The organism is Natrinema sp. LJW11 (genome assembly GCF_056135975.1).
The window spans coordinates 128,344-147,614 of the sequence record NZ_JBWBDM010000002.1 but is presented as its reverse complement, the minus strand read 5'-3'; the positions used below and the strand labels follow the sequence as shown (position 1 = coordinate 147,614).

At 64.8% G+C, this 19,271-nt stretch carries 15 protein-coding genes; 10 read left to right on the top strand and 5 right to left on the bottom strand.

Annotated elements, in window-relative coordinates:
- Positions 1-74: 74 nt before the first annotated feature.
- The 3 genes from AC0QDI_RS05310 to AC0QDI_RS05300 all read right to left on the bottom strand — a co-directional run bounded on the left by AC0QDI_RS05310 (position 75) and on the right by AC0QDI_RS05300 (position 3,487).
- Positions 75-425, bottom strand: coding sequence for a PqqD family protein (locus tag AC0QDI_RS05310; protein WP_474665965.1), 351 nt, complete (start codon positions 423-425; stop codon positions 75-77).
- Positions 422-2,407, bottom strand: a complete 1,986-nt coding sequence (locus AC0QDI_RS05305) for an OPT family oligopeptide transporter (protein ID WP_474665963.1) — start codon at positions 2,405-2,407, stop codon at positions 422-424. Before AC0QDI_RS05305 ends, AC0QDI_RS05310 begins: the two co-directional genes overlap by 4 nt.
- 369 nt (positions 2,408-2,776) lie before the next feature.
- A complete protein-coding gene (locus AC0QDI_RS05300; RefSeq protein ID WP_474665961.1) occupies positions 2,777-3,487 on the bottom strand; it encodes a DUF7117 family protein in 711 nt (236 codons plus the stop codon).
- Positions 3,488-3,801: 314 nt separating this feature from the next.
- Between AC0QDI_RS05300 and AC0QDI_RS05295 the strand changes: the two genes are divergently transcribed.
- From AC0QDI_RS05295 to AC0QDI_RS05275, 5 genes are all read left to right on the top strand, one after another.
- Positions 3,802-4,467 carry a hypothetical protein gene (locus AC0QDI_RS05295; protein ID WP_474665959.1) on the top strand — a complete coding sequence of 222 codons (666 nt, stop codon included), beginning with the start codon at positions 3,802-3,804 and terminating at the stop codon, positions 4,465-4,467.
- A gap of 440 nt (positions 4,468-4,907) precedes the next feature.
- Entirely contained in the window at positions 4,908-5,054 is a 147-nt protein-coding gene (locus AC0QDI_RS05290) for a hypothetical protein (RefSeq protein ID WP_176548075.1), read from the top strand.
- 452 nt (positions 5,055-5,506) lie between these two features.
- The gene (locus AC0QDI_RS05285) at positions 5,507-5,782 is read left to right on the top strand and encodes a PadR family transcriptional regulator (RefSeq protein ID WP_006429947.1); all 276 of its coding nucleotides are present in this window, start codon (positions 5,507-5,509) and stop codon (positions 5,780-5,782) included.
- Positions 5,783-6,004: 222 nt separating this feature from the next.
- Positions 6,005-7,303 carry an MgtC/SapB family protein gene (locus AC0QDI_RS05280; protein WP_474665957.1) on the top strand — a complete coding sequence of 433 codons (1,299 nt, stop codon included), beginning with the start codon at positions 6,005-6,007 and terminating at the stop codon, positions 7,301-7,303.
- A 41-nt stretch (positions 7,304-7,344) separates the two neighbouring features.
- Entirely contained in the window at positions 7,345-8,700 is a 1,356-nt protein-coding gene (locus AC0QDI_RS05275) for an aminotransferase class III-fold pyridoxal phosphate-dependent enzyme (RefSeq protein ID WP_474665955.1), read from the top strand.
- A gap of 105 nt (positions 8,701-8,805) precedes the next feature.
- On the opposite strand, the gene AC0QDI_RS05270 is transcribed toward AC0QDI_RS05275, so the two are convergent.
- Positions 8,806-11,070, bottom strand: coding sequence for a cation:proton antiporter domain-containing protein (locus AC0QDI_RS05270; RefSeq protein ID WP_474665953.1), 2,265 nt, complete (start codon positions 11,068-11,070; stop codon positions 8,806-8,808).
- A 307-nt stretch (positions 11,071-11,377) separates the two neighbouring features.
- Positions 11,378-12,670 (bottom strand): phosphoribosylamine--glycine ligase, encoded by a 1,293-nt coding sequence (gene purD, locus AC0QDI_RS05265; RefSeq protein ID WP_474665951.1) that lies wholly within the window; start codon positions 12,668-12,670, stop codon positions 11,378-11,380.
- Positions 12,671-12,811: 141 nt separating this feature from the next.
- Here purD and thyA point away from each other — a divergent pair, with 141 nt between their 5' ends.
- The 5 genes from thyA to AC0QDI_RS05240 all read left to right on the top strand — a co-directional run bounded on the left by thyA (position 12,812) and on the right by AC0QDI_RS05240 (position 19,192).
- Entirely contained in the window at positions 12,812-13,828 is a 1,017-nt protein-coding gene (gene thyA, locus AC0QDI_RS05260) for a thymidylate synthase (protein WP_474665949.1), read from the top strand.
- A gap of 29 nt (positions 13,829-13,857) precedes the next feature.
- On the top strand, positions 13,858-14,382 hold the full coding sequence (locus tag AC0QDI_RS05255; protein WP_474665947.1) for a dihydrofolate reductase: 525 nt from the start codon (positions 13,858-13,860) through the stop codon (positions 14,380-14,382).
- Positions 14,383-14,475: 93 nt separating this feature from the next.
- Complete coding sequence (acnA, locus tag AC0QDI_RS05250) at positions 14,476-17,250, top strand: aconitate hydratase AcnA (RefSeq protein ID WP_474665945.1); 2,775 nt, start codon at positions 14,476-14,478, stop codon at positions 17,248-17,250.
- A 691-nt stretch (positions 17,251-17,941) separates the two neighbouring features.
- On the top strand, positions 17,942-18,460 hold the full coding sequence (locus tag AC0QDI_RS05245; RefSeq protein ID WP_474665943.1) for a calcium-binding protein: 519 nt from the start codon (positions 17,942-17,944) through the stop codon (positions 18,458-18,460).
- A gap of 306 nt (positions 18,461-18,766) precedes the next feature.
- Complete coding sequence (locus AC0QDI_RS05240; RefSeq protein ID WP_474665941.1) at positions 18,767-19,192, top strand: calcium-binding protein; 426 nt, start codon at positions 18,767-18,769, stop codon at positions 19,190-19,192.
- Positions 19,193-19,271 lie beyond the last annotated feature (79 nt).

Here is a 19,271-nt window from a genome sequence, read left to right as displayed (position 1 = left end):
CGCTCGTTCCATCACTCTCGACGGCCGGCCGCACTCCGTTTTCCGCCCGGTTCGATTCGATAGATCGGCCGTTCTCACTCGTTTCCGAACCGAATCAGCCCGCGCTCCTCGAGTTGCATGAGGAAGTGAGCGAGGGTCTCGTCGACGGGTTCGACGCGCTCGTCGTCGTGCGCGTCGGCGACGATCGCCGCGATCTCGGCGACGGTGTGGTCGCCGTCGCAGTGGCGCCAGACGGTCGCCCCGACGGCGTCGAGCGCGAGTTCGCGCTCTCTGCTCGTCCCGAAGAGGTCGAACAGGAACCCGTCGACCCGGTTCCGCGGGGTTTTCGTCCGGACGATCGTGACCCTCGAGTCGCCGTCGACGGTCGTCTCCCGCCAGTCTTCGGCGGCGCGCCTCGGGATCGCGGTGGGCCCGTGGGCGCTCATGCGTCGGCTTCGTCGGCCGTGTCGGGCGCGTTCCAGAGCACGCTGGCCGTGAAGAGACCGACGAGCGCGACGAGCGCGACGACGCCGAGGATCGCCTGCGTCTCGCCGGCGAGGCCGAGGGGGAACGGGGCACCGCCGGACGCGCCGGTACCGGTGATGTAGAGCGCGCCGATGACGATTCCCATGATCGCCTCGCCGGTGATCAGTCCGGCCGCGACGATCCGTCCCCGGGAGGTCGCGCGTTCGGCGAGCGTCCCTTCCTCGTCGTCCGACCGCGCGACGTACCTGTCGATTCCGCCGCGGAGCAGTCCGCCGAGGAAGATCGGCGTCGCGAGGGTGATCGGAAGATAGATCCCGACGGCGAACGGCAGGACGGGGACGTTCATGAGTATCAGGACGAAGGCGAAGACGGCGCCGATGAGGATCATTCCCCACTGAGCGGTGCCCGTGAGGACGCCCTCGGAGATAAGCGCCATCATCCCGGCCTGGGGGGCGGGGATGGTCTCGCTGCCGATTCCGTAGGCCTGGTGGAAGAAGTACAGGACCCAGCCGGCGAACAGCGCCGAGATGGCGATCCCGATCACTTGCGCGATCTGTTGTTTGCGGGGCGTCGCGCCGAGGAGATAGCCCGTTTTGAGATCCTGCGAGGTATCGCCCGCGACCGCCGCGGCGATCGCCACGACCGACGCGGTCACCAGCACCACGACGGGGTCGGTCACGCCGGTCGATCGAAGCGCCAGCGCGGCGATCAGGATCGTCGCCACGGCCATTCCGGAGACGGGGTTCGAGGAGCTGCCCACGACCCCGACGAGATACGCCGAGACGGCGACGAAGAGGAACGCTGCGATCACGGCGATGAAGCCGCCCAGTAGCCCGACCCGTACCTGCGGGACGGCGACCAACGCGAGCGCGATGAGGACGGCTCCGACGACGACGACCTTCATCGAGAGATCGCGCTGGGTGCGCTTCGGATCCGCCGTCGCGGCCCCGTCGGAACCGCGGATCTCAGCCGCAGCGGTGCCGATCGCGTCGACGATCGTGCCGCGCATCGAGAGAATCGCGTAGAAGCCGCCGACGATCATCGCACCCGCACCGACGTAACGGATGTACTCGTCCCAGACCGCGTCGGCCTGCGCCATCAGCGCCGCGTCGGCGGCCGACTCCGGAACGAACCCGCCCGTGATGAGAAGCGGGATCAGCATCATCCAAGCGATCAGCCCGCCGCCGAACACGTAGCCGGCGATCCGCGGACCGATGATGTAACCGACGCCGATCAACGCCGGCGTGAAGTCGCCGCCGATAGCGAATCCGTCCGTCTCGCCGGCCGAAAACGCCGTCTGGATCGTGGTTCGGAACGCGGCCATCCCGCTGGCCAGCCACATGTAGACGAAGCTCACGAGGAAGCCAAACGAGATGAGCTTCACGCCCTCGTCGCCGCGCGAGCCGGCCTCGAGCACGTCCGCACACGCCGTCCCCTCCGGATAGGGGAGTTCCTCGTGTTTGTCGACGATGAGGTACCGCCGCATCGGGATCATAAAGAGGACGCCGAGCAGGCCGCCCAGCACCGCCACCGCGGCGGTTCCGGCGATGTCGATCGGCTGATCGAGGAACGTGACGCCGGCGATCGTGAAGATCACGCCGGCCGCCAGCGCCTCGCCCGCGGAGGTCATCGTCTGGACGATGTTGTTCTCGAGGATCGTCCCGCCGATGCCGACCCGTCGAAGCCCGTAAAAAACGCCCATGCTGATGACCGCGGCCGGGATGGAGGCGCTGATCGTCATCCCCGAGCGCATTCCGAGGTACATGTTCGCGGTCAACATTACCACGTTGAGCGCGAGCCCGATCAGGACCGCCTTGATCGTGAGTTCCGCGACGCTCCTCCCCGCGGGGACGTACGGTGCCGGGCCGTCGACCTGTTCTGTTTCGCTCACTGTGCGACTGCCGCTCGGTTCCGCGCGTTCTTCCGATGGTCCGTGTGACATTGTGGACTAGAGCGGGCGTTCCCCGAACGTCTCGGACGCGGCGAACGACACGAGCCGGTCGGTCTGTGACGGCCGCCGTCGTGCTCGTCGCTATTCGACCGTCGCCCGTCGGGGCGGCTCCGCGTTCTCTCTGATAATAGCTACCTGCAACTATAAATGTGGCAAGATTCAGAACGAATCACCATAATAGACCATTATTCTACACAGTCCGTCAGTAATGGCCGATATTGAACGCGAAACTGACACCGATCGAAACCGGCCCACCGAGCTGACGAGCGCGTCACCGCCAAAACGGTTGCGAGCAGATCGGTGCCGGGGGCGAACCCGTCGACCGCGATCGGCGACTCTCGAGCACTGCGGACGTTCGAATTACTCGAGGCCGTCCAGTCGCTCCCGGGCTTTCGAAAGCGCGAACTCGTCGCCGCGGAGGCCGTTCGACAGGTCGCGCGTCGCCGCGACGAGGCGTTCGGCGGTCCGCGGATCGACGTCGCCGTCGAGCATCCGGATGCGAGTGACGTGTTCGCCGAGGGTCTCGAGCGCGCTTCGTTCGCTCGCGGTCAGCTCCCGATCGTCGGCCCAGGTCCGGACGTCGCGGCGGTACTCCCGAACGGCGTTCGCGTACGCGAGCCCGCGGGCCGCCCGCAGCGATCGCGGGAGGTCCTCGGCGGGCGGGCGCTCGCCCTGATCGGCGTCCCGGAGCAGCGAGAGGAAGTACAGCTCTTCGCGGTCCTCGAGGCGAATTTCGCGCGCGACGATGTCGGCGACGTGGAGCAGTTCGATCGCGGCGAGATAGGTGTCGTCGAGTTCCCGAAGGGTGCCGGCGTTGACGAACCCGCGGCGGCGGACGTACTCGCGACAGCGATCGCGGGCCCGCTCGGCGAGGTCGTCGGCTCCGATCTCGTCGATCGCGTTCCGAACGGGGGTGAGGTCGAAGGCCACCTGCATGTCGGTGTGTTCGGTGCGTTCGTCGATCCCGACGCTGCGCAGGCTCCCGCAGGCCGGACAGCCCACGCTGCCGGTCTCGTAGTACGACCAGCGAGTCCCACATTCCGTGCACTCGCGCTCGCCCCGGATTTGCATGCGCGTCGCTACGACCGGCACACAAAAAGGATCACCGAACCCGAATCGGGGAGTTTGTAATTAAGTTTATATGAGACAGTGACGGCGTTCGCTCGAATTATCGGTTTTCGATCATAATTCGCGCTTTGACTTCGAAATTGGCCGGCAAATCGGTTGCTCTCGGTACTGAGCGACGCGTGTCTCGGACGTTATTCGCACCGTGACGATCCCGATACCGATGACTGTAATCGGCGATATAGCGTCTCTCAATGGGGTATTAACGGGCTGCAGGAGCAGGCCACATTGGGACCAGCCGGAACGTTCTATCCAGGTATATGTCTCGCAACAGACTAAACCGACGATCGTTCGTGACCGCGGCAGGAACAGCGAGTGCGATTGCACTGGCCGGCTGTGCCGACAGCGGTCCCGGCGGGAACGAATCGGAGGACCCGGAAGACGGATCCGAGAACGAGTCCGGAAACGAAACCGGCGAGAGCGGTGACGAAACGTACGCGCTGACCGTAACCGTCGAAAACGATCAGGGCCCGGTCGAGGGCGCGACCGTCACCCTCGAGCAGGCCGGAATGACCGGCGGGGGCGAGGGTACCACCGGCAACGAATCGGATAACGAGACGTCGACCGACGGAGTCGGCAACGAGTCGGAGAACGAATCGGACGGCGGAATGGGTAACGAATCCGAGAACGAGTCCGACGGCGGCACCGGCAACGAATCGGAGAACGAAACCACGACCGACGGTGGCGCGACGGACGGCGGTCAGAGCTTCCCGATGGAAGACGAGACCGACGAGAACGGCGAAGTCGAATTCGAGGAACTCGAGGACGGCGAGTACACCGTCACCGCCGAGAACGAGGGTGAAGAGACCGAAGACGACGTCGAAATCGACGGCGACGACGAGGAAGTGACGCTGACGTTCGGCGAGGGCGACGCGGCCGGCAACGAATCCGAGTCTGACAACGAGACGAACGAGACCGGCAACTAAACCGTTCCGCCGGTTCCTCTCACGGGAGCCGCGTTCCGTCTCAGCTGAGCGACCGGTGCCACGAACGAACGAACGCTGCCGAAATTCCCCTCTTTTCACGTCGGTGATACCGTCGGACGAGGGTTCCTGTCTCGATCGCTACGATCGCTCGTCTTGGTTGTCGACGGTTACTCGATTCGATTGCCGACGGTCGCTCGGCTCGACGGCCGACGGTCGCTGAAACGCGCTCGAGCGATCACCGGCTGCTGACCGACGGTACACCGAGCGACGGTCACCGCTGGCCGCGACCCGTTCGTGACCGTTTCGCGACGGAACGTTCGGTTTCGTGACGAAACAGTGGTCGACCGGCCGCACGCGCCGTGGAACGCCTCGAGTCGCTCGAGGTGCCACCGGACGACGTGTGGCGGTTTTTTTTGTCTCGCCGGCCGATAGTGACGGGTATGCGCGACGAAGAAGAAGTCCGAGAGCAGTACGAGTTCATCAAAGAACACCTCGAGAGCGACGAGATGCGCCACGACGGCGTCGAGCAGATGTTTACCTACTACAAACGGGCGCTGGGCTGGGTACTGGAGGAAGAACACATCTGAAGACGGAGGGGCCGAGAGAGCTGACCGTGAGTACGCGTTGTCGTTACATTTAAGTACACACAACAAAATCTTCTACGTGACGCTTCGCTTGGAGGGCCGAAGCGTCAGCGGGGACCAATTCAGGGCGGCAAGCAATCGCGTGGCATTTTTCCGCCACGCGATCTGCTTTCCTGTTTCGACTACCGAACCACGTAGTGACGAGGCTTCGTTCTGATCGATCTCACCGGTGTCCCGTACCGGCGTCTCTGCGCAGTATAATCGTACCGAAACGAAATGCATGTACTGTAAACATGAACCCCGCATTATGGGAGATTCATCGGCTGATTCGTCACGGGCGTTATGGATATCTCCCGCACGAAACGACGGGTCTCGCTGGTAATAGCCCGCTTTCGCTCGTAACAACCCGATAGCCTTATTAAAATTCGACAGTAAGTACGATTGGTACTTTCCCAATGTACGACCTGACAGGATTTCAGCGTGACTTGCTCTACGTCATCGCTGGCGAGGACGAACCCCACGGACTGGCGATCAAGGAGGAGCTCGAACAGTACTACGAGAAGGAGATCCATCACGGCCGGCTCTATCCCAATCTCGACACCCTCGTCGACAAGGGGCTCGTCGAAAAGGGCCGCCGAGACCGTCGAACGAACTTCTACACGCTCACCCGCCGCGGTCGCCGCGAACTCGAAGCCCGCCGCGAGTGGGAGACGCAATACGTCGATCTGTAGCCCGGTCGCCCCGTTCGGTCGCTCCCGTGATCGCCGTCCGACCCATCCGAGGGGTAGCTGCAGCCGTCAGTATCGTGATGTCGTCCCCGTCCGTTCTCGGGTCGTCCGACCGACGACACCGCCGAACCGTCGCCCCCAACCGGTTCACGGCGTCGGTCCCACCCGTCGACTCGTCCCGCAGTCGGCAGGTCGCTTATATACGATCGCGGTGAACGATCAGGAGTGAACGAGGTCGCGCTGCAGGTCGCCGACGCGCCGCTCGATGAGACGGTCGTTCGGATCGCGCTCGCGGGCGCGCTGGGGATGTTTCTCGGGCTCGAACGCGAGTGGTCCCAGAAGTCCGCCGGAATCCGGACGTTCTCGCTGATTAGCCTACTCGGCGCCGTCTTTACCGTTCTCGTCGTCGAAACCGAGGGAGTCATCGGCGAGAGCCTCCTGTTGCTCGGCGGCGTGCTCGTGATCGTCCAGGGCGTGTTACTCGCGGTCCAGGGGCTCATGAGCGAGGACGACGCCGGGCTCTCGCTGACGACGTCGGTCTCGATGCTCGTCGCCTACGGGGTCGGCGCGCTGGTCACCGTCGGCTTCATCATCGAGGGGGTCACCGTCGCCGTCCTCTCGTCGCTGTTGCTCGTGTTGAAGCGAGAACTCCACGAGTTCGCGTGGGGGCTCTCCCACCAGGAGATGCGCTCGACGACCGAGTTCGCCATCCTCGCGTTCGTCATCTACCCGATTCTCCCCGCCGAGACGACCGTGGAGTTCGCCGGGCTGACGATCCCGCTCGAGCCCCAGGTCATCTGGCTGATGGTCGTGGCCGTGGCGGGAATCGGGATCGCCAACTACGCGATCGTCTCCACGTACGGCGGTCGCGGTATCGCGATCACCGGCTTTTTCGGGGGGCTGGCCTCCTCGACGGCGGTCGTCGGGACGATGCTCGATCACGTCAACCAGCGGCCCGAGGCGTCCTCCTACGCCGTCGCTGCCATCTTGCTCGCGAACGCCGCGATGGCAACGCGAAACCTCGCGATCGCGGTCGGCTTCACGGCCGGGAGCGGCTCCGATATCCTCCTCGAAGCGATCGTCCCGCTCGGGGCCGTCATCGCCCTCGCGTTCGCCGTCGCCGCGCTCACCGCCGACTGGAGCGAGTCCGGTCCGATGGAACTCGAGAGCCCGTTCTCACTGAAGAACGCGCTCGGGTTCGGGGCCGTCTTCCTCGTCGTCCTGGTGTTCGGCTCGCTGGCGGAGACGTGGTTCGGCACGTTAGGCTTCTACGCGACCGCGGTCGCGAGCGGTTTCGTCTCGAGCGCCGGCGCGACCACCTCGGCGGTCGTCCTCTACCGCGGCGGCCAACTCGGGGCCGCCGAGGCGACGATCGCGATTTTGCTCGCGACCGTCTCGAGCATCGTGGTCAAGGCCCTGCTGGCGGCGACGTCGACGAACGACGGCTTTCGAAACCGGGTCGCGGCCTACAGCACGATTCTGCTGTTAGGCGGGGCTATCGCGTCGATTCTCATCGTCATCTAGACCTTCGAGTAGTTTTAGCTGTCGGGGACCGAAGACACCGTATGGACCGAGAAACGGCTGAACCGCGGGTAGAGACCATCCCCGGCGATCGGGCCAGCGAGTGGGTCGACTACCACCATCGGTTCGCCGCCCCGAGCACGTACGTCTACGAGTTCGTCTGGGACGCGGGCGGCGAGGCTATCGGCCCGTTCTGTACCGACGTCGACGGTAACGTCTTGCTCGATTTCACGAGCCACGTCGCCGCCGCGCCGCTGGGCTACAACAATCCGACGATCCGCGAGAAGCTCCGCGCGTTCGATCTCGTCGACCCGCTGAAGATCGCGGGGCAGGATTTCTACGTCAGCGGCGGCGGTCGGCCCGACGACCCCGATTTCCCCGGCCCCACGCAACTGATGGACCGGCTGGTCGCGATGACGGACCACTACGACATGGACCGAGTCTTCCTCTCGAACTCCGGGGCCGAGGCCGTCGAGAACGCCATCAAGATCTGTTACGCCGCGGGCGGTCACCGCGCGTTCACCTTCGACGGCGCGTTCCACGGCCGAACGCTGGGCGCGCTCTCGCTCAATCGCTCGAAGGCCGTCCACCGAAGCGGCTTCCCCGAAATTCCGGGCGTTGTCAGCGTCCCGTATCCCGCCACCGACGGGGCGTACGAAACCCGCTGGCGGACCGACGGCCACGGCGGCAACGTCGTCGCCGACGCGCTCCACCCCGAGCGCGGTGTCGTCGATCCCGAGGAAGTCGCCTACCTGATCCTCGAGCCGATACAGGGCGAGGGCGGCTACCGGGTCGCCCACCCCGAGTTCGCCCGCGACCTCGAGGCGCTGCGCGAGGAGTACGGCGTCCGGATCGTCGCCGACGAGATCCAGTCGGGTCTCGGACGAACGGGCGAACTGTGGGCCGTCGATCACCTCGATCTCACGCCGGACGTCATCACGAGCGGGAAGGGGCTGCGCGTGGGCGCGACGATCTCGCGCTCTGACCTCTTTCCCGCGGAGAAGAGTCGACTCTCCTCGACGTGGGGCGCGGGCGATCTCGTCGCCGCCATGCAGGGCGTGCTCACGATCGATGCCATCCACGAGGACGACCTGCTCGCGAACGTCCGCGAGCGAGGCGACCAGTTCCGGGCGCGACTCGAGGACGCCATCGCCGACGGCGACGCACCCGGCGCGATCGACGTGCGCGGCCGCGGGCTGATGCTCGCCGTCGAGTTCGATACGAAAGAACGGCGAGGCGCGGTGCTCGAGGGGGCGTTCGAACGGGGGCTGTTGACCCTCGGCTGTGGCTACAAGACGCTCCGATTGCTCCCGCCGCTGGACGTGACCGAACGGGAGATCGATCTCGGAGCGCGATTGCTCCTCGAGTCGATCGAGGGCGTTGCGGCGCACCGTTCGTAACGCTCGGCCGGCCCGATAGATCGCTGCGGGATCGATCGAGACGCGAAGCGAGCGGATCACGAACAGGGCCGTAGCATCGCTCGGCTCGTCCGCGTCGAAGTGCGCTCAAAGCGAACTGAGTACCGCGACCGGACACGGAGCGTTCCGGACGACGTACTCGACGCGGTGTCCGAGAAACGCTCGCCGGGAGATCGGACGCATGTTCGATCCCAGAACGATCAGGTCGGCGTCGGTCCGATCGGCGAGATCGACGATCTCCGCTTCGGGGGTCTCCGAGAGCGCAACCCTCGTCAGTACCGTTGCGCCGAGTCGTCTGCCGAACGCCGCCTCCCGATCGACGAGCTGTTCGCCGATCCGAACGTGCTCGGAGAGGTCCGGTCGCGTCGCGAACCGATCGTCGAAGTGGGGCTCGTCGACGACGTGAACGATTTCGACGAGCGCGTTTTCCGCCGCGGCGATGGTGAACGCGACCTCGGCGGCGTGACGGTTGGACACCGTGCCGACCGTCGGGAGGAGGATCCGGTCGATGCGCTCGTCGGCCCGGTCGAGCGACGCATCCGGAGCGAACGGTGTACTGACGACCATCTTCGGGCACGTCGTCTCCTGAATGATGCGGTCGACCGTCGTGCTGAATAGGGATTTGTCGGGACGGTCGCCGACGGCCGACTCACCGAGGACGGCGAGATCGTAGCCGGCGTCCAACTCCTCGAGGATCGTGTCGGCGACGGTCCCTCGAGCGGTTCGAACGAACGTTCTCGAGGGCAGACCCCGTTCGCGGAATCGGCGTTCGATCGGTTCGAAAAACCGGTCGGCCTCGTCCGGCGAAACGGCGGCACTCCGCTCGGATCCGCGCTCCGCTCGCCCCGGTGTGAAGCGGCTATTCCGGAGCCTCTGGAAGAGTCCACTGTGAGTTCCGTCCGAGTCGTCGAACGCGTCGCTCACGTACATCACGTCCAGGTCGATCTCGCGATCGCGGACGAGCGGCTCGAGGAGACGGGCGGCGTACCGGCTGTCCGCTCCGCCCCGGGTCGGCAACAGGATTCTCCCGAGGTTGTTGACGAAACTCTTCCGGAGGAACGCCTCGCGTTCGATGCGCTCGCGCTCTCCCTCGCTCATCTCGATCTTGGGGATCGACCACCGCATAATCGCCGGTGCGATCAGCGAAGTCGCGATAGCGACCGCGACGATGATGCTGTACATATCCGCCGTCAAGATGCCCGCGCCGAGTCCGACGGTCGCGACGATGATTTCCATCGCTCCGCGGGCGTTCATGCCGCCACCGATCGTGATTCCCTCCCACTTCGAGAGACCGGCCAACCGGGACGCGCCCGTGATCCCGGCGAACTTCCCGAAACACGCAACGCCGAAGACGACGAGTCCCGCGGCGAACACCGTCGTATCGAACAGGGCAGCGACGTCCATTCGGAGCCCGGCGATCGCGAAGAACAGCGGCGCGAAGACGCCGAGCGTGATCACTTCGAGGATGTGCCGAAGCTCGTACGTGAAGCGTTTGACCTGACCGACGAGAACCCCGACGACGAACGCACCCAGAATCGCCTCGAGCCCCACGTACTGAGTGACCGCGCCCGCCGCGAGCGCGAGCACCATCACCGTCGATACGAGGGCGATGTCGCTTCCGAGGACGTTCCCGACCCAGCGAACGAGTGCCGCGACGAACCGACGACCGATCGTAAACGAGAGTCCGAGAAAGACGAGCACCGAGAAGACGGTCGTCGCGACCGATCCGATATCGACGACGCCGGTTCGAGCGAGTCCCGCGACGATCGCCAACAGTATCCACCCGACCGTATCGTCGATCATCCCCGCGGCGAGGATCAGTTGCCCGATGTCGCGACGGATGACGTCGAGTTCGATGAGCACCTTCGCGATGACGGGGATCGCGGAGATGCTCATGGCCGTCCCGATAAAGAGACTGAATACGAGCCGCTGGTCGGGCGAAGCGATGAACGTTACGGGAAGCACCCAGCCCAGCGCGAATCCGGTCGTAAAGGGGACGATGATCCCGCCGAGCGAGAGGATGGCCGCAGTTCGTCCCTTGCTGACGATGAGATCGACGTCCGTCTCGAGACCGGTGACGATCAACAACATGATGAGACCGAGCCACGAGATGACCTCGAGCAGGTGGAACTGGCTCTCCGAGACCGCAAACAGCGACTCGTAGACGCCCGGTGCGACGAGTCCGAGCACCGACGGACCGAGCAGAACGCCCGCGAGCAGTTCCCCGACGACCGTCGGCTGGCCGATCCGGCTGAACGCCTCGCCCACCGCTCGCGCGACGAAGAGCAACAGCGCGAGCTGGACGATGACGAGAAGCAGTTCGTGGTGCCCGAGCGGTTCGATAATTGCCATCTGAATCCACTCAGATCGATGCGACTCGGACGATCGTCACGGTCGGAGTGTGGGACGCCGAGGTACTTCGTTCCACGGTTCTTAACAGAAATGTGAACGTTATCGTCGCTGGACGGTCAGTGCGACGCAGTCCCGACAGGAACCGATACGGCGACGGTTTAGCGAAGCCACTCCGAACAATTCGTCGGAAAGCGCGGGGAGCGTCCAGAACGTCGGTGCATTTCGAGGTGCTCGGAGAGCCCGCACACGACGTGACGCGAGCGCCCGCGAATCTTCGTTCCCCTCACCGCGAGGCCACGTTACGCGATCACTCGCCGCGAAGTTCGTTCATGTGATCGATCCGGCGCTGGATGAGGGCCGCTTTGCCGATGTCGTGGCGCACGCGCAGTCCCTCCTCGCCGGCGACCGCGAGCGCCTCCTCGGCGATCTCCTCGGCCGCGGCGATCGAGTCGGCGACGCCGACAAGCGCGAACGACCGCGAGGTGGTCGTGTAGATGCCGTCGTCGCGCTCGTCGACACTCGCGTAGTAGAGCAACGCGTCCCCGGCGCTGTCCTCGTCGACTTGGACCTTCGCGCCGGCCTCGGGATCGGTCGGATACCCGTCCGGCACGGCGTACTTACAGACCGTCGCCTGAGAGGCGAACTCAAGCTCCGGCGGCGCGTTGCCGTTTCGGGCGGCGGTCAGAATCTCGAGGAAGTCGGTCTCGAGGACGGGCAGCGTGTTCATCGCCTCGGGGTCGCCGAAGCGGGCGTTGAACTCGACGACGCGGGGGCCGGTGGTGGTCAGCATGAACTGGCCGTAGAGGATCCCGCGGTAGTCCTCGAGGGCGTCGACGGTGGCCTCGATGATCGAGACCGCCTCGTCGTAGTCGCCTTCGGTCATGAACGGCAGTTCGTTCGTCGCGTCGGTGTAACTGCCCATGCCGCCGGTGTTCGGTCCCTCGTCGCCCTCATAGGCGCGCTTGTGATCCTGTACTGCGGGTGCGGTGCGGAACTCGCCGTTGGCGACAAAGGCCTGGACGGTGAACTCCTCGCCGATCAGTCGCTCCTCGAGGACGATCCGGTCGTAGTCCGACTCGCGAATGTACTCCTTGCCCTCCTCGACGGTGACCTGATCGCCGATGACTTTGACGCCCTTCCCGCCGGTCAGCCCGGCGGGTTTGATCGCGAGGTCGCCGTCGTACTCGTCGATGAAGTCGCAGGCCGCGTCCATGTCGTCGAAGGTCTCGAAATCGGGGCAGCCCGGAATGTCGTGCTCCGCCATGAACCGGCGCTGGAAGGCCTTGTCCGTCTCGATGCGGGCGTCGGCTTCCTTCGGCCCGAAGGGATAGACCCCCGCGGCCTCGAGCGCGTCAGCGACGCCGGCTTCCAGCGGTGCTTCCGGACCGATGACGGCGATAGTCGCGTCGACTTCCTCGGCGTAGTCGACGACCGCTTTCGGATTCGTCGTCTCGAGCGTCTCGAAGCCCGCCGCGATGCGGGCGATGCCGGGATTTCGGTTGCCGGCGCAGGCGTACAGGTCGGCCTCGCTGTCCTCGAGCGCGCGGGCGATGGCGTGTTCGCGGCCGCCGCCCCCGATCAGCAGCACGTTCTCTCGCATGGTCGAAAGCGGAACGCACGAACCTGTAAGCGTTGCTCTTTCCTCGAGCGGAAATATGCACGTTCGTGGTGATTAGCATATCGGTCCGGATCGATCGACGGGACGTAACGATCATAAATACGCGTCCGAATGAGGGTGATAATGCAACAGTACCTCGAGCTCGTCGACACCGTGCTCTCGACGGGGACTCACAAGCCCAATCGGACCGGCGTCGACACGATTTCGTCGTTCAGCGAGCACTACGAGGTCGACCTCCGGGAGGGGTATCCGCTGCTCACGACCAAGGAGATGGACGGCTACCGCTGGAACTCGATGCTCCACGAAGTCTGCTGGTATCTCTCCGGCGAGGAACACATCCGCGACCTCCGCGAGGAGACCAAGATCTGGGACGCCTGGGCCGACGAGGACGGGAAGCTGGATACGGCCTACGGCCGCTTCTGGCGTCGGTTTCCGGTACCAGATGGGGACGCGCAACTCGAGGGCGAGACGTGGCCCGACGCGGCTCACCGGTGGGTCACCGAGGAGGCCGACGGTCGGAAGACCTTCGATCAGCTCCAGTATATTATCGACACGCTCTCGGACTCGCCGAACTCCCGCCGGCTGGTGGTCAACGCCTGGCACCCCGCCAACGCCGCCGTCTCGACGCTACCGCCCTGTCACTACAGCTTCGTCTTCAACGTGCAGGGCGACCGGCTGAACTGTCATCTCACGCAACGGTCGGGCGACACCGCACTCGGGATCCCGTTCAACATCGCGGCCTACGCGCTCCTGACGAAAGTGATCGCGCAGCAGACCGGCTTCGAACCCGGTACGTTCGCGCACACCGTCGTCGACACGCACGTCTACTGCGGCCGCGGCGACCGGGGCGACTGGTACGCCGACAACCTCGAGCGCCTCCAGTCGAGGCTGGCCGACGCCGACGCGCGTTCGGACTACCTCGACGTCAGAGCGTGGCTCGAGTCCGAAGCGCCGGCCGAAGCCGAGGGCGACGAACGGCTCGATCACGTCCCCGGCCTGCTCGAGCAACTGTCGAGAGAACCGCTCGAGCGCCCGACGCTCGATGTCGCGGACGTCTCGATCGATGAGCTCTCGTACGAGGACGTCGAGCTTCGAGGCTACGAGTCACACGACGGACTCGAGTTTTCGGTGGCCGAATGACCGAGGAGCGGGCTGGGAGGGAGGACCCGATGCCGACCCTCGAAACCGACCGCGAACTCGTCGCGATCGTCGCCGTCGCCGACAACGACGTTATCGGCGAGGACGGCGACATGCCCTGGCACATCCCCGAAGACCTGCAGCACTTCAAGGAGAAGACGATGGACCACCCCGTCATCATGGGCCGGGTCACCTATGAGGGCATCCTCGAGACGCTCGGCGAACCGCTTCCCGGGCGAACGACCGTCGTGTTGACGAGTCGGGACCTCGAGACGCCCGAGAACGCCGTCGTTGCACGCGGGCTCGAGGAGGCCGTCGACGTGGCCGATGGAGTTGCGCGGGAGCGCCACGACGACGCGGAGCGGATTTTCGTCGCCGGCGGCGCGACCGTCTACGATCAGTTCTTTCCCGCGCTCGATCGACTGGTCGTGACCGCCGTTCACGACGAGCCCGACGGTGACACGTACTTCCCCGATTGGGATCGCGAGGCGTGGACAGAGACGGCTCGAGACGAGCGCGACGGCTTCGCGTTCACGGAGTACGTTCGCGATCGGTAACCGGACACCGAGAAGGCCGACAAATGACGGGTTTCGACCGGCCGTACTTGCGATTCTCGATGGATTCAAATTCCCACGCTCCTCACGCTAGGTATGGTAACAGATACTTACCCGGACGCGATCCGGGAGCTCGAACACGACGGCGAGACCTACAAGATGGCCGACCTCACGGTCCTCGAGGAGCGAGGGCTCTGTGACCTCGAGAAACTGCCCGTGAGCGTTCGGGTGCTGCTCGAGTCCGTCCTTCGAAATGCCGACGGCGAGATGATTTCGGCCGAGGACGTCGAAAACGCGGCCTCGTGGGAACCGGACGTCCCCGACGTCGAGGTCCCCTTCCAGCCCTCGCGCGTCGTTCTCCAGGACCTGACCGGCGTTCCCGCAGTCGTGGACCTCGCGGCGCTGCGATCGGCCGCGGACCGCGCGGGCAAGGATCCCTCGGTCGTTGAACCCGAGGTCCCCTGCGATCTCGTGATCGACCACAGCGTGCAGGTCGACTACTTCGGTAGCGAGGACGCGTACGAACAGAACGTCGAACTCGAGTACGAGCGAAACGAGGAGCGCTATCGCGCGATCAAGTGGGCGGAGCAGGCGTTCGAGGACTTCAACGTCGTTCCGCCGGGAACCGGGATCGTCCACCAGGTCAACCTCGAGCACCTCGGCAAAGTCGTGCACGCACGCGAGGAAAACGGTGAACAGTGGCTCCTGCCCGACACGCTGGTCGGCACCGACAGCCACACCCCCATGATCGGCGGCATCGGCGTCGTCGGCTGGGGCGTCGGCGGCATCGAGGCCGAGGCGGCCCTTCTGGGGCAGCCGATCACCATGACGCTGCCCGAGGTCGTCGGCGTCCGCCTGTCCGGTGAACTCCCCGAGGGCGCGACCGCGACCGACCTCGTGCTCCACATCACCGAGAAGCTCCGTCAGGTCGGCGTCGTCGACAAGTTCGTCGAGTTCTACGGCCCCGGCGTCTCCCAGCTTTCGGTCGCCGACCGAGCGACGATCGCAAACATGGCTCCCGAGCAGGGATCGACGATCAGCATGTTCCCGGTCGACGACGCGACGCTCGACTACCTCGAGCTCACCGGCCGCGACGACGACCACATCGAACTCGTGAAGGAATACCTCGAGGCGCAGGGCCTCTTCGGAGAGCACGACCCGGAGTTCACGGAGGAAGTCGAATTCGACCTCAGTTCCGTCGAGCCCAGCCTCGCGGGTCACAAGAAGCCCCACGCCCGCATTCCGATGGGCGATCTGGACGAGCACTTTCCGACGCTGCTCGCGGAGGAAGGCGTGATCGATAGCGCGGAGCGAAGTTCCGCGGACAACTCGAGCGGGCGAGGCCCGCGGGATGAAGCCGCGGAAGGCGACGGCGGACTCGTCGCCAAAGACCAGCCCGGTCTCGACGAGACGGTTCCGGTCACGCTCGAGGACGGCACCGAGGTCGAGATCGGCCACGGTTCGGTCCTCGTCAGCGCGATCACGAGCTGTACGAACACCTCGAACCCGTCGGTGATGGTCGCCGCGGGACTGCTCGCGCGTAACGCGCTCGAGCAGGGCCTCGACGTGCCCGACTATGTCAAGACCAGCCTCGCACCCGGCAGCAAGGTCGTCACGGAGTACCTCGAGCAGGCCGATCTGCTCGACGACCTCGAGGGACTGGGCTACCACGTCGTCGGCTACGGCTGTACGACCTGTATCGGCAACGCCGGCCCGCTGGCGGAGCCGATCGAGGCGGCCATCGACGAGCACGACCTCTGGACGACGAGCGTCCTCTCGGGCAACCGCAACTTCGAGGCGCGCATCCACCCGAAGATCCGCGCGAACTACCTCGCCAGCCCGCCGCTGGTCGTCGCCTACGGCCTCGCGGGCAAGATGGATATCGACCTCGAAGAAGAGCCGATCGGCACGAGCGACGACGGCGAAGAAATCTTCCTCGAGGACGTCTGGCCGGACCCACAGGAGGTCAGAGAGACGATCCACGAGAACGTCTCCGCCGAGTTGTTTAGAGAGAAGTACGCGAGCGTCTTCGAGGGCGACGAGCGCTGGGAGGCCCTCGACGCGCCCACCGGCGAGGTCTACGACTGGGACGACGAGTCGACGTACATCCGCGAGCCGCCGTTCTTCCAGGACTTCCCGCTCGAGGAACCCGGCGTCGCCGACATCGCGGACGCGCGCTGTCTGCTCACGCTCGGCGACACCGTGACGACCGACCACATCAGCCCCGCGGGGCCGTTTAGCGAGGAGTTGCCCGCCGGCCAGTGGCTGCGCGAACGCGGCGTCGAACCCTACGAGTTCAACACCTACGGCTCCCGGCGCGGGAACCACGAGGTCATGATGCGCGGGACCTTCGCGAACGTCCGCATCGAAAACCAGCTGTTGGACGGAACGGAGGGCGGCTATACGATCCACCACCCAACCGGTGAAGAGACCACCGTCTTCGAGGCGAGCGAGCGCTACCGCGAGGACGACACCCCGCTCATCGTCATGGCCGGCGAGGAACTCGGCACCGGCTCGAGTCGCGACTGGGCGGCTAAAGGGACCGACCTGCTGGGCATCCGCGCGACGATCGGCCAGAGCTACGAGCGCATCTACCGCGACAACCTCCTCGGCATGGGCGTCCTGCCCCTGCAGTTCGCCGAGGGCGAGGGCTGGGAGGAACTCGGCCTCGACGGGACCGAAACGTTCGACATTCGCGGGCTCGACGACGGCCTCGAGCCCAACGCCGACCTCACCGTCGTCGCGGAAGACGATGCGGGTGAGACGACCGAGTTCGACGTGACCGCGCAGGTCGGTACGCCCGCGGCGGTCGAGTACGTCGAGAACGGCGGCGTGCTTCACCTCGTGCTCCGCCGCCTGCTAACGGAATAAGGACGAACTCGAATCGAGCGCGACGATGTCGCACTCGTGGCAGGCGTTCGCCGGAACGGGGACCGACCGAATCCTGTTCCGGTTTCAACAACGAAATCGATCGTTTGCGGTACGCATCCGAAACGGCCGATAGTTCGAGACGAGACGCCTCTCGACCGGTACCGACGCGCGGCGGGAGAGAGAAACGGGGCCGAGAACCGATTGAACCCGATCGTCGGTAGCGCTGAAGGCCGACGACGGGTATCGGAGTTCTCGGACAGCGTCTCGGACAGTCGCGACACGTGATCGGTTTTCAGTAGTCACTTCCCGGTGAACAGTCCGAGGAAATCAACTGTTTCACCGCTCGAATAGCCTCGAAGGCGACGCTCTCGATGAACGATGGCTCTCGACTGGACGACGGAACTCGGTCCCGTCGATCTCCCGGTGGGCGTGTCGGCGGTCGCGTACCTTCTCGAATTGTGACAAAATTAACGAAATCGAAACGCGGACCGTGATACCCAACGTGACCGATAAACAATCGTTGTTGATAGGTCGAACTATATTGGCACAGATATCCGATAAGGGGCTGTAGGAGTCCCTAAGAAGGCGTTCTCTCGATTACAATTCGTTCTGGACGGTGAAACGATAGCCGTCACTTATGCGAAAATTCGATCAAGAGATGTCTGCCCCGAAGCGGGGACAAGTGAGAGATATGACAGACGAAACAGATAGCGGACTATTCGGCGACTCGCGGCGATCGTTCATGAAAAAAGGCGCGCTCACTGCGGGCGCGGTAGCGCTCGGAACCGCAGGCGCGGGCACCGCAGCCGCTCAGGACGGCGGTAGCGTTGTCGTCTTCGGAGACGACTATGAGCCGGGGGTCGACTTCACCGTCGCCTCAGCGCTGAACGACGGAACGAAGGACGAATTGTTCAGTGAGGTCGGTCTGGAAGATGAGTTCGACACTCCGGACGACTGGGACGTCTACATCATCAACTACGACGTGGGCGGATCCGCCGCATCGCTGGGATTCCTGATGACCGAGGACGTCGATCTCAGCGCCGGTGACAGCGAGACGATGGGTGCGGACGGACAGTTCCGTAACGCCGAGCTGAGCCTGGTTGAGGCAACTCCCGGCGAAACCGGCGGTGGCAATGGCGGTGGTAACGGCGGCGGCAACGAAACCGCTGGCGGCAACGGCGGCGGCAACGAAACCGCTGGCGGTAACTAACCGCTCCCCGTTTCACCGCGTTCGCGGAGCCGCGGTGAGGATCACCCCCAGAGGGAACGTCGCGTGATACCCTCCAAACGATTACGACGGCGGCGATATCGGTCGAGCGTACCGAGATCGTTCCCGGGAAAACGGCATCTTTCCCCGCCTTTTTGAGAAACCGAGGAGACGGCGGTGAACGACCCTGAATAGCGAGTTGTCCCCCGATACCCGCAGATTGATCGCCTCGAGTCGAGGAAACGATCGCGGTCGCTTATGCGATTCGTTCCGCCATCGTCACTGGCCCGACGCGGGTACGTGACTCATATGACTGGAAAAACGGACGATTCGACGCGATCGCTCGCGAAGCGGGGGACCATCGCTGCCACTGCACTGGCGCTCGGCACCGGCGTGACCGCCGGCACTGCGACCGCGCAGGACGACGAAGAGATCGTGCTGTTCGGCGACGACTACTTGGCCGGTATGAACTTCGATGTCGTCTCCGAGCTCGAGGCGCAGACGGTGTCCAACGTCCTGCGATCCGCCACCGAGGGGGCCAACCAGACGACGTTCGAGACGCCGGACGACTGGGACGGCTACATCATCCGGTACGATTCCGGCGAAGACGCCTCGATACTCGGACTCCTCTTCGCGGAGGACGCGGATCTGAGCGCCGGCGACAGCGGATCGATGAGCGAAGAGGCATCGTTCCGAAACTCGGCACTGAACCTCGTCGAAACGGATCTCGGATAACTCGTTCGTCGCGGTTCATTTTTCGAGATCGGTCACCGCCCCCGCTCGGGGAACCGGTAGAGCGGTCGCCTCCGGATCA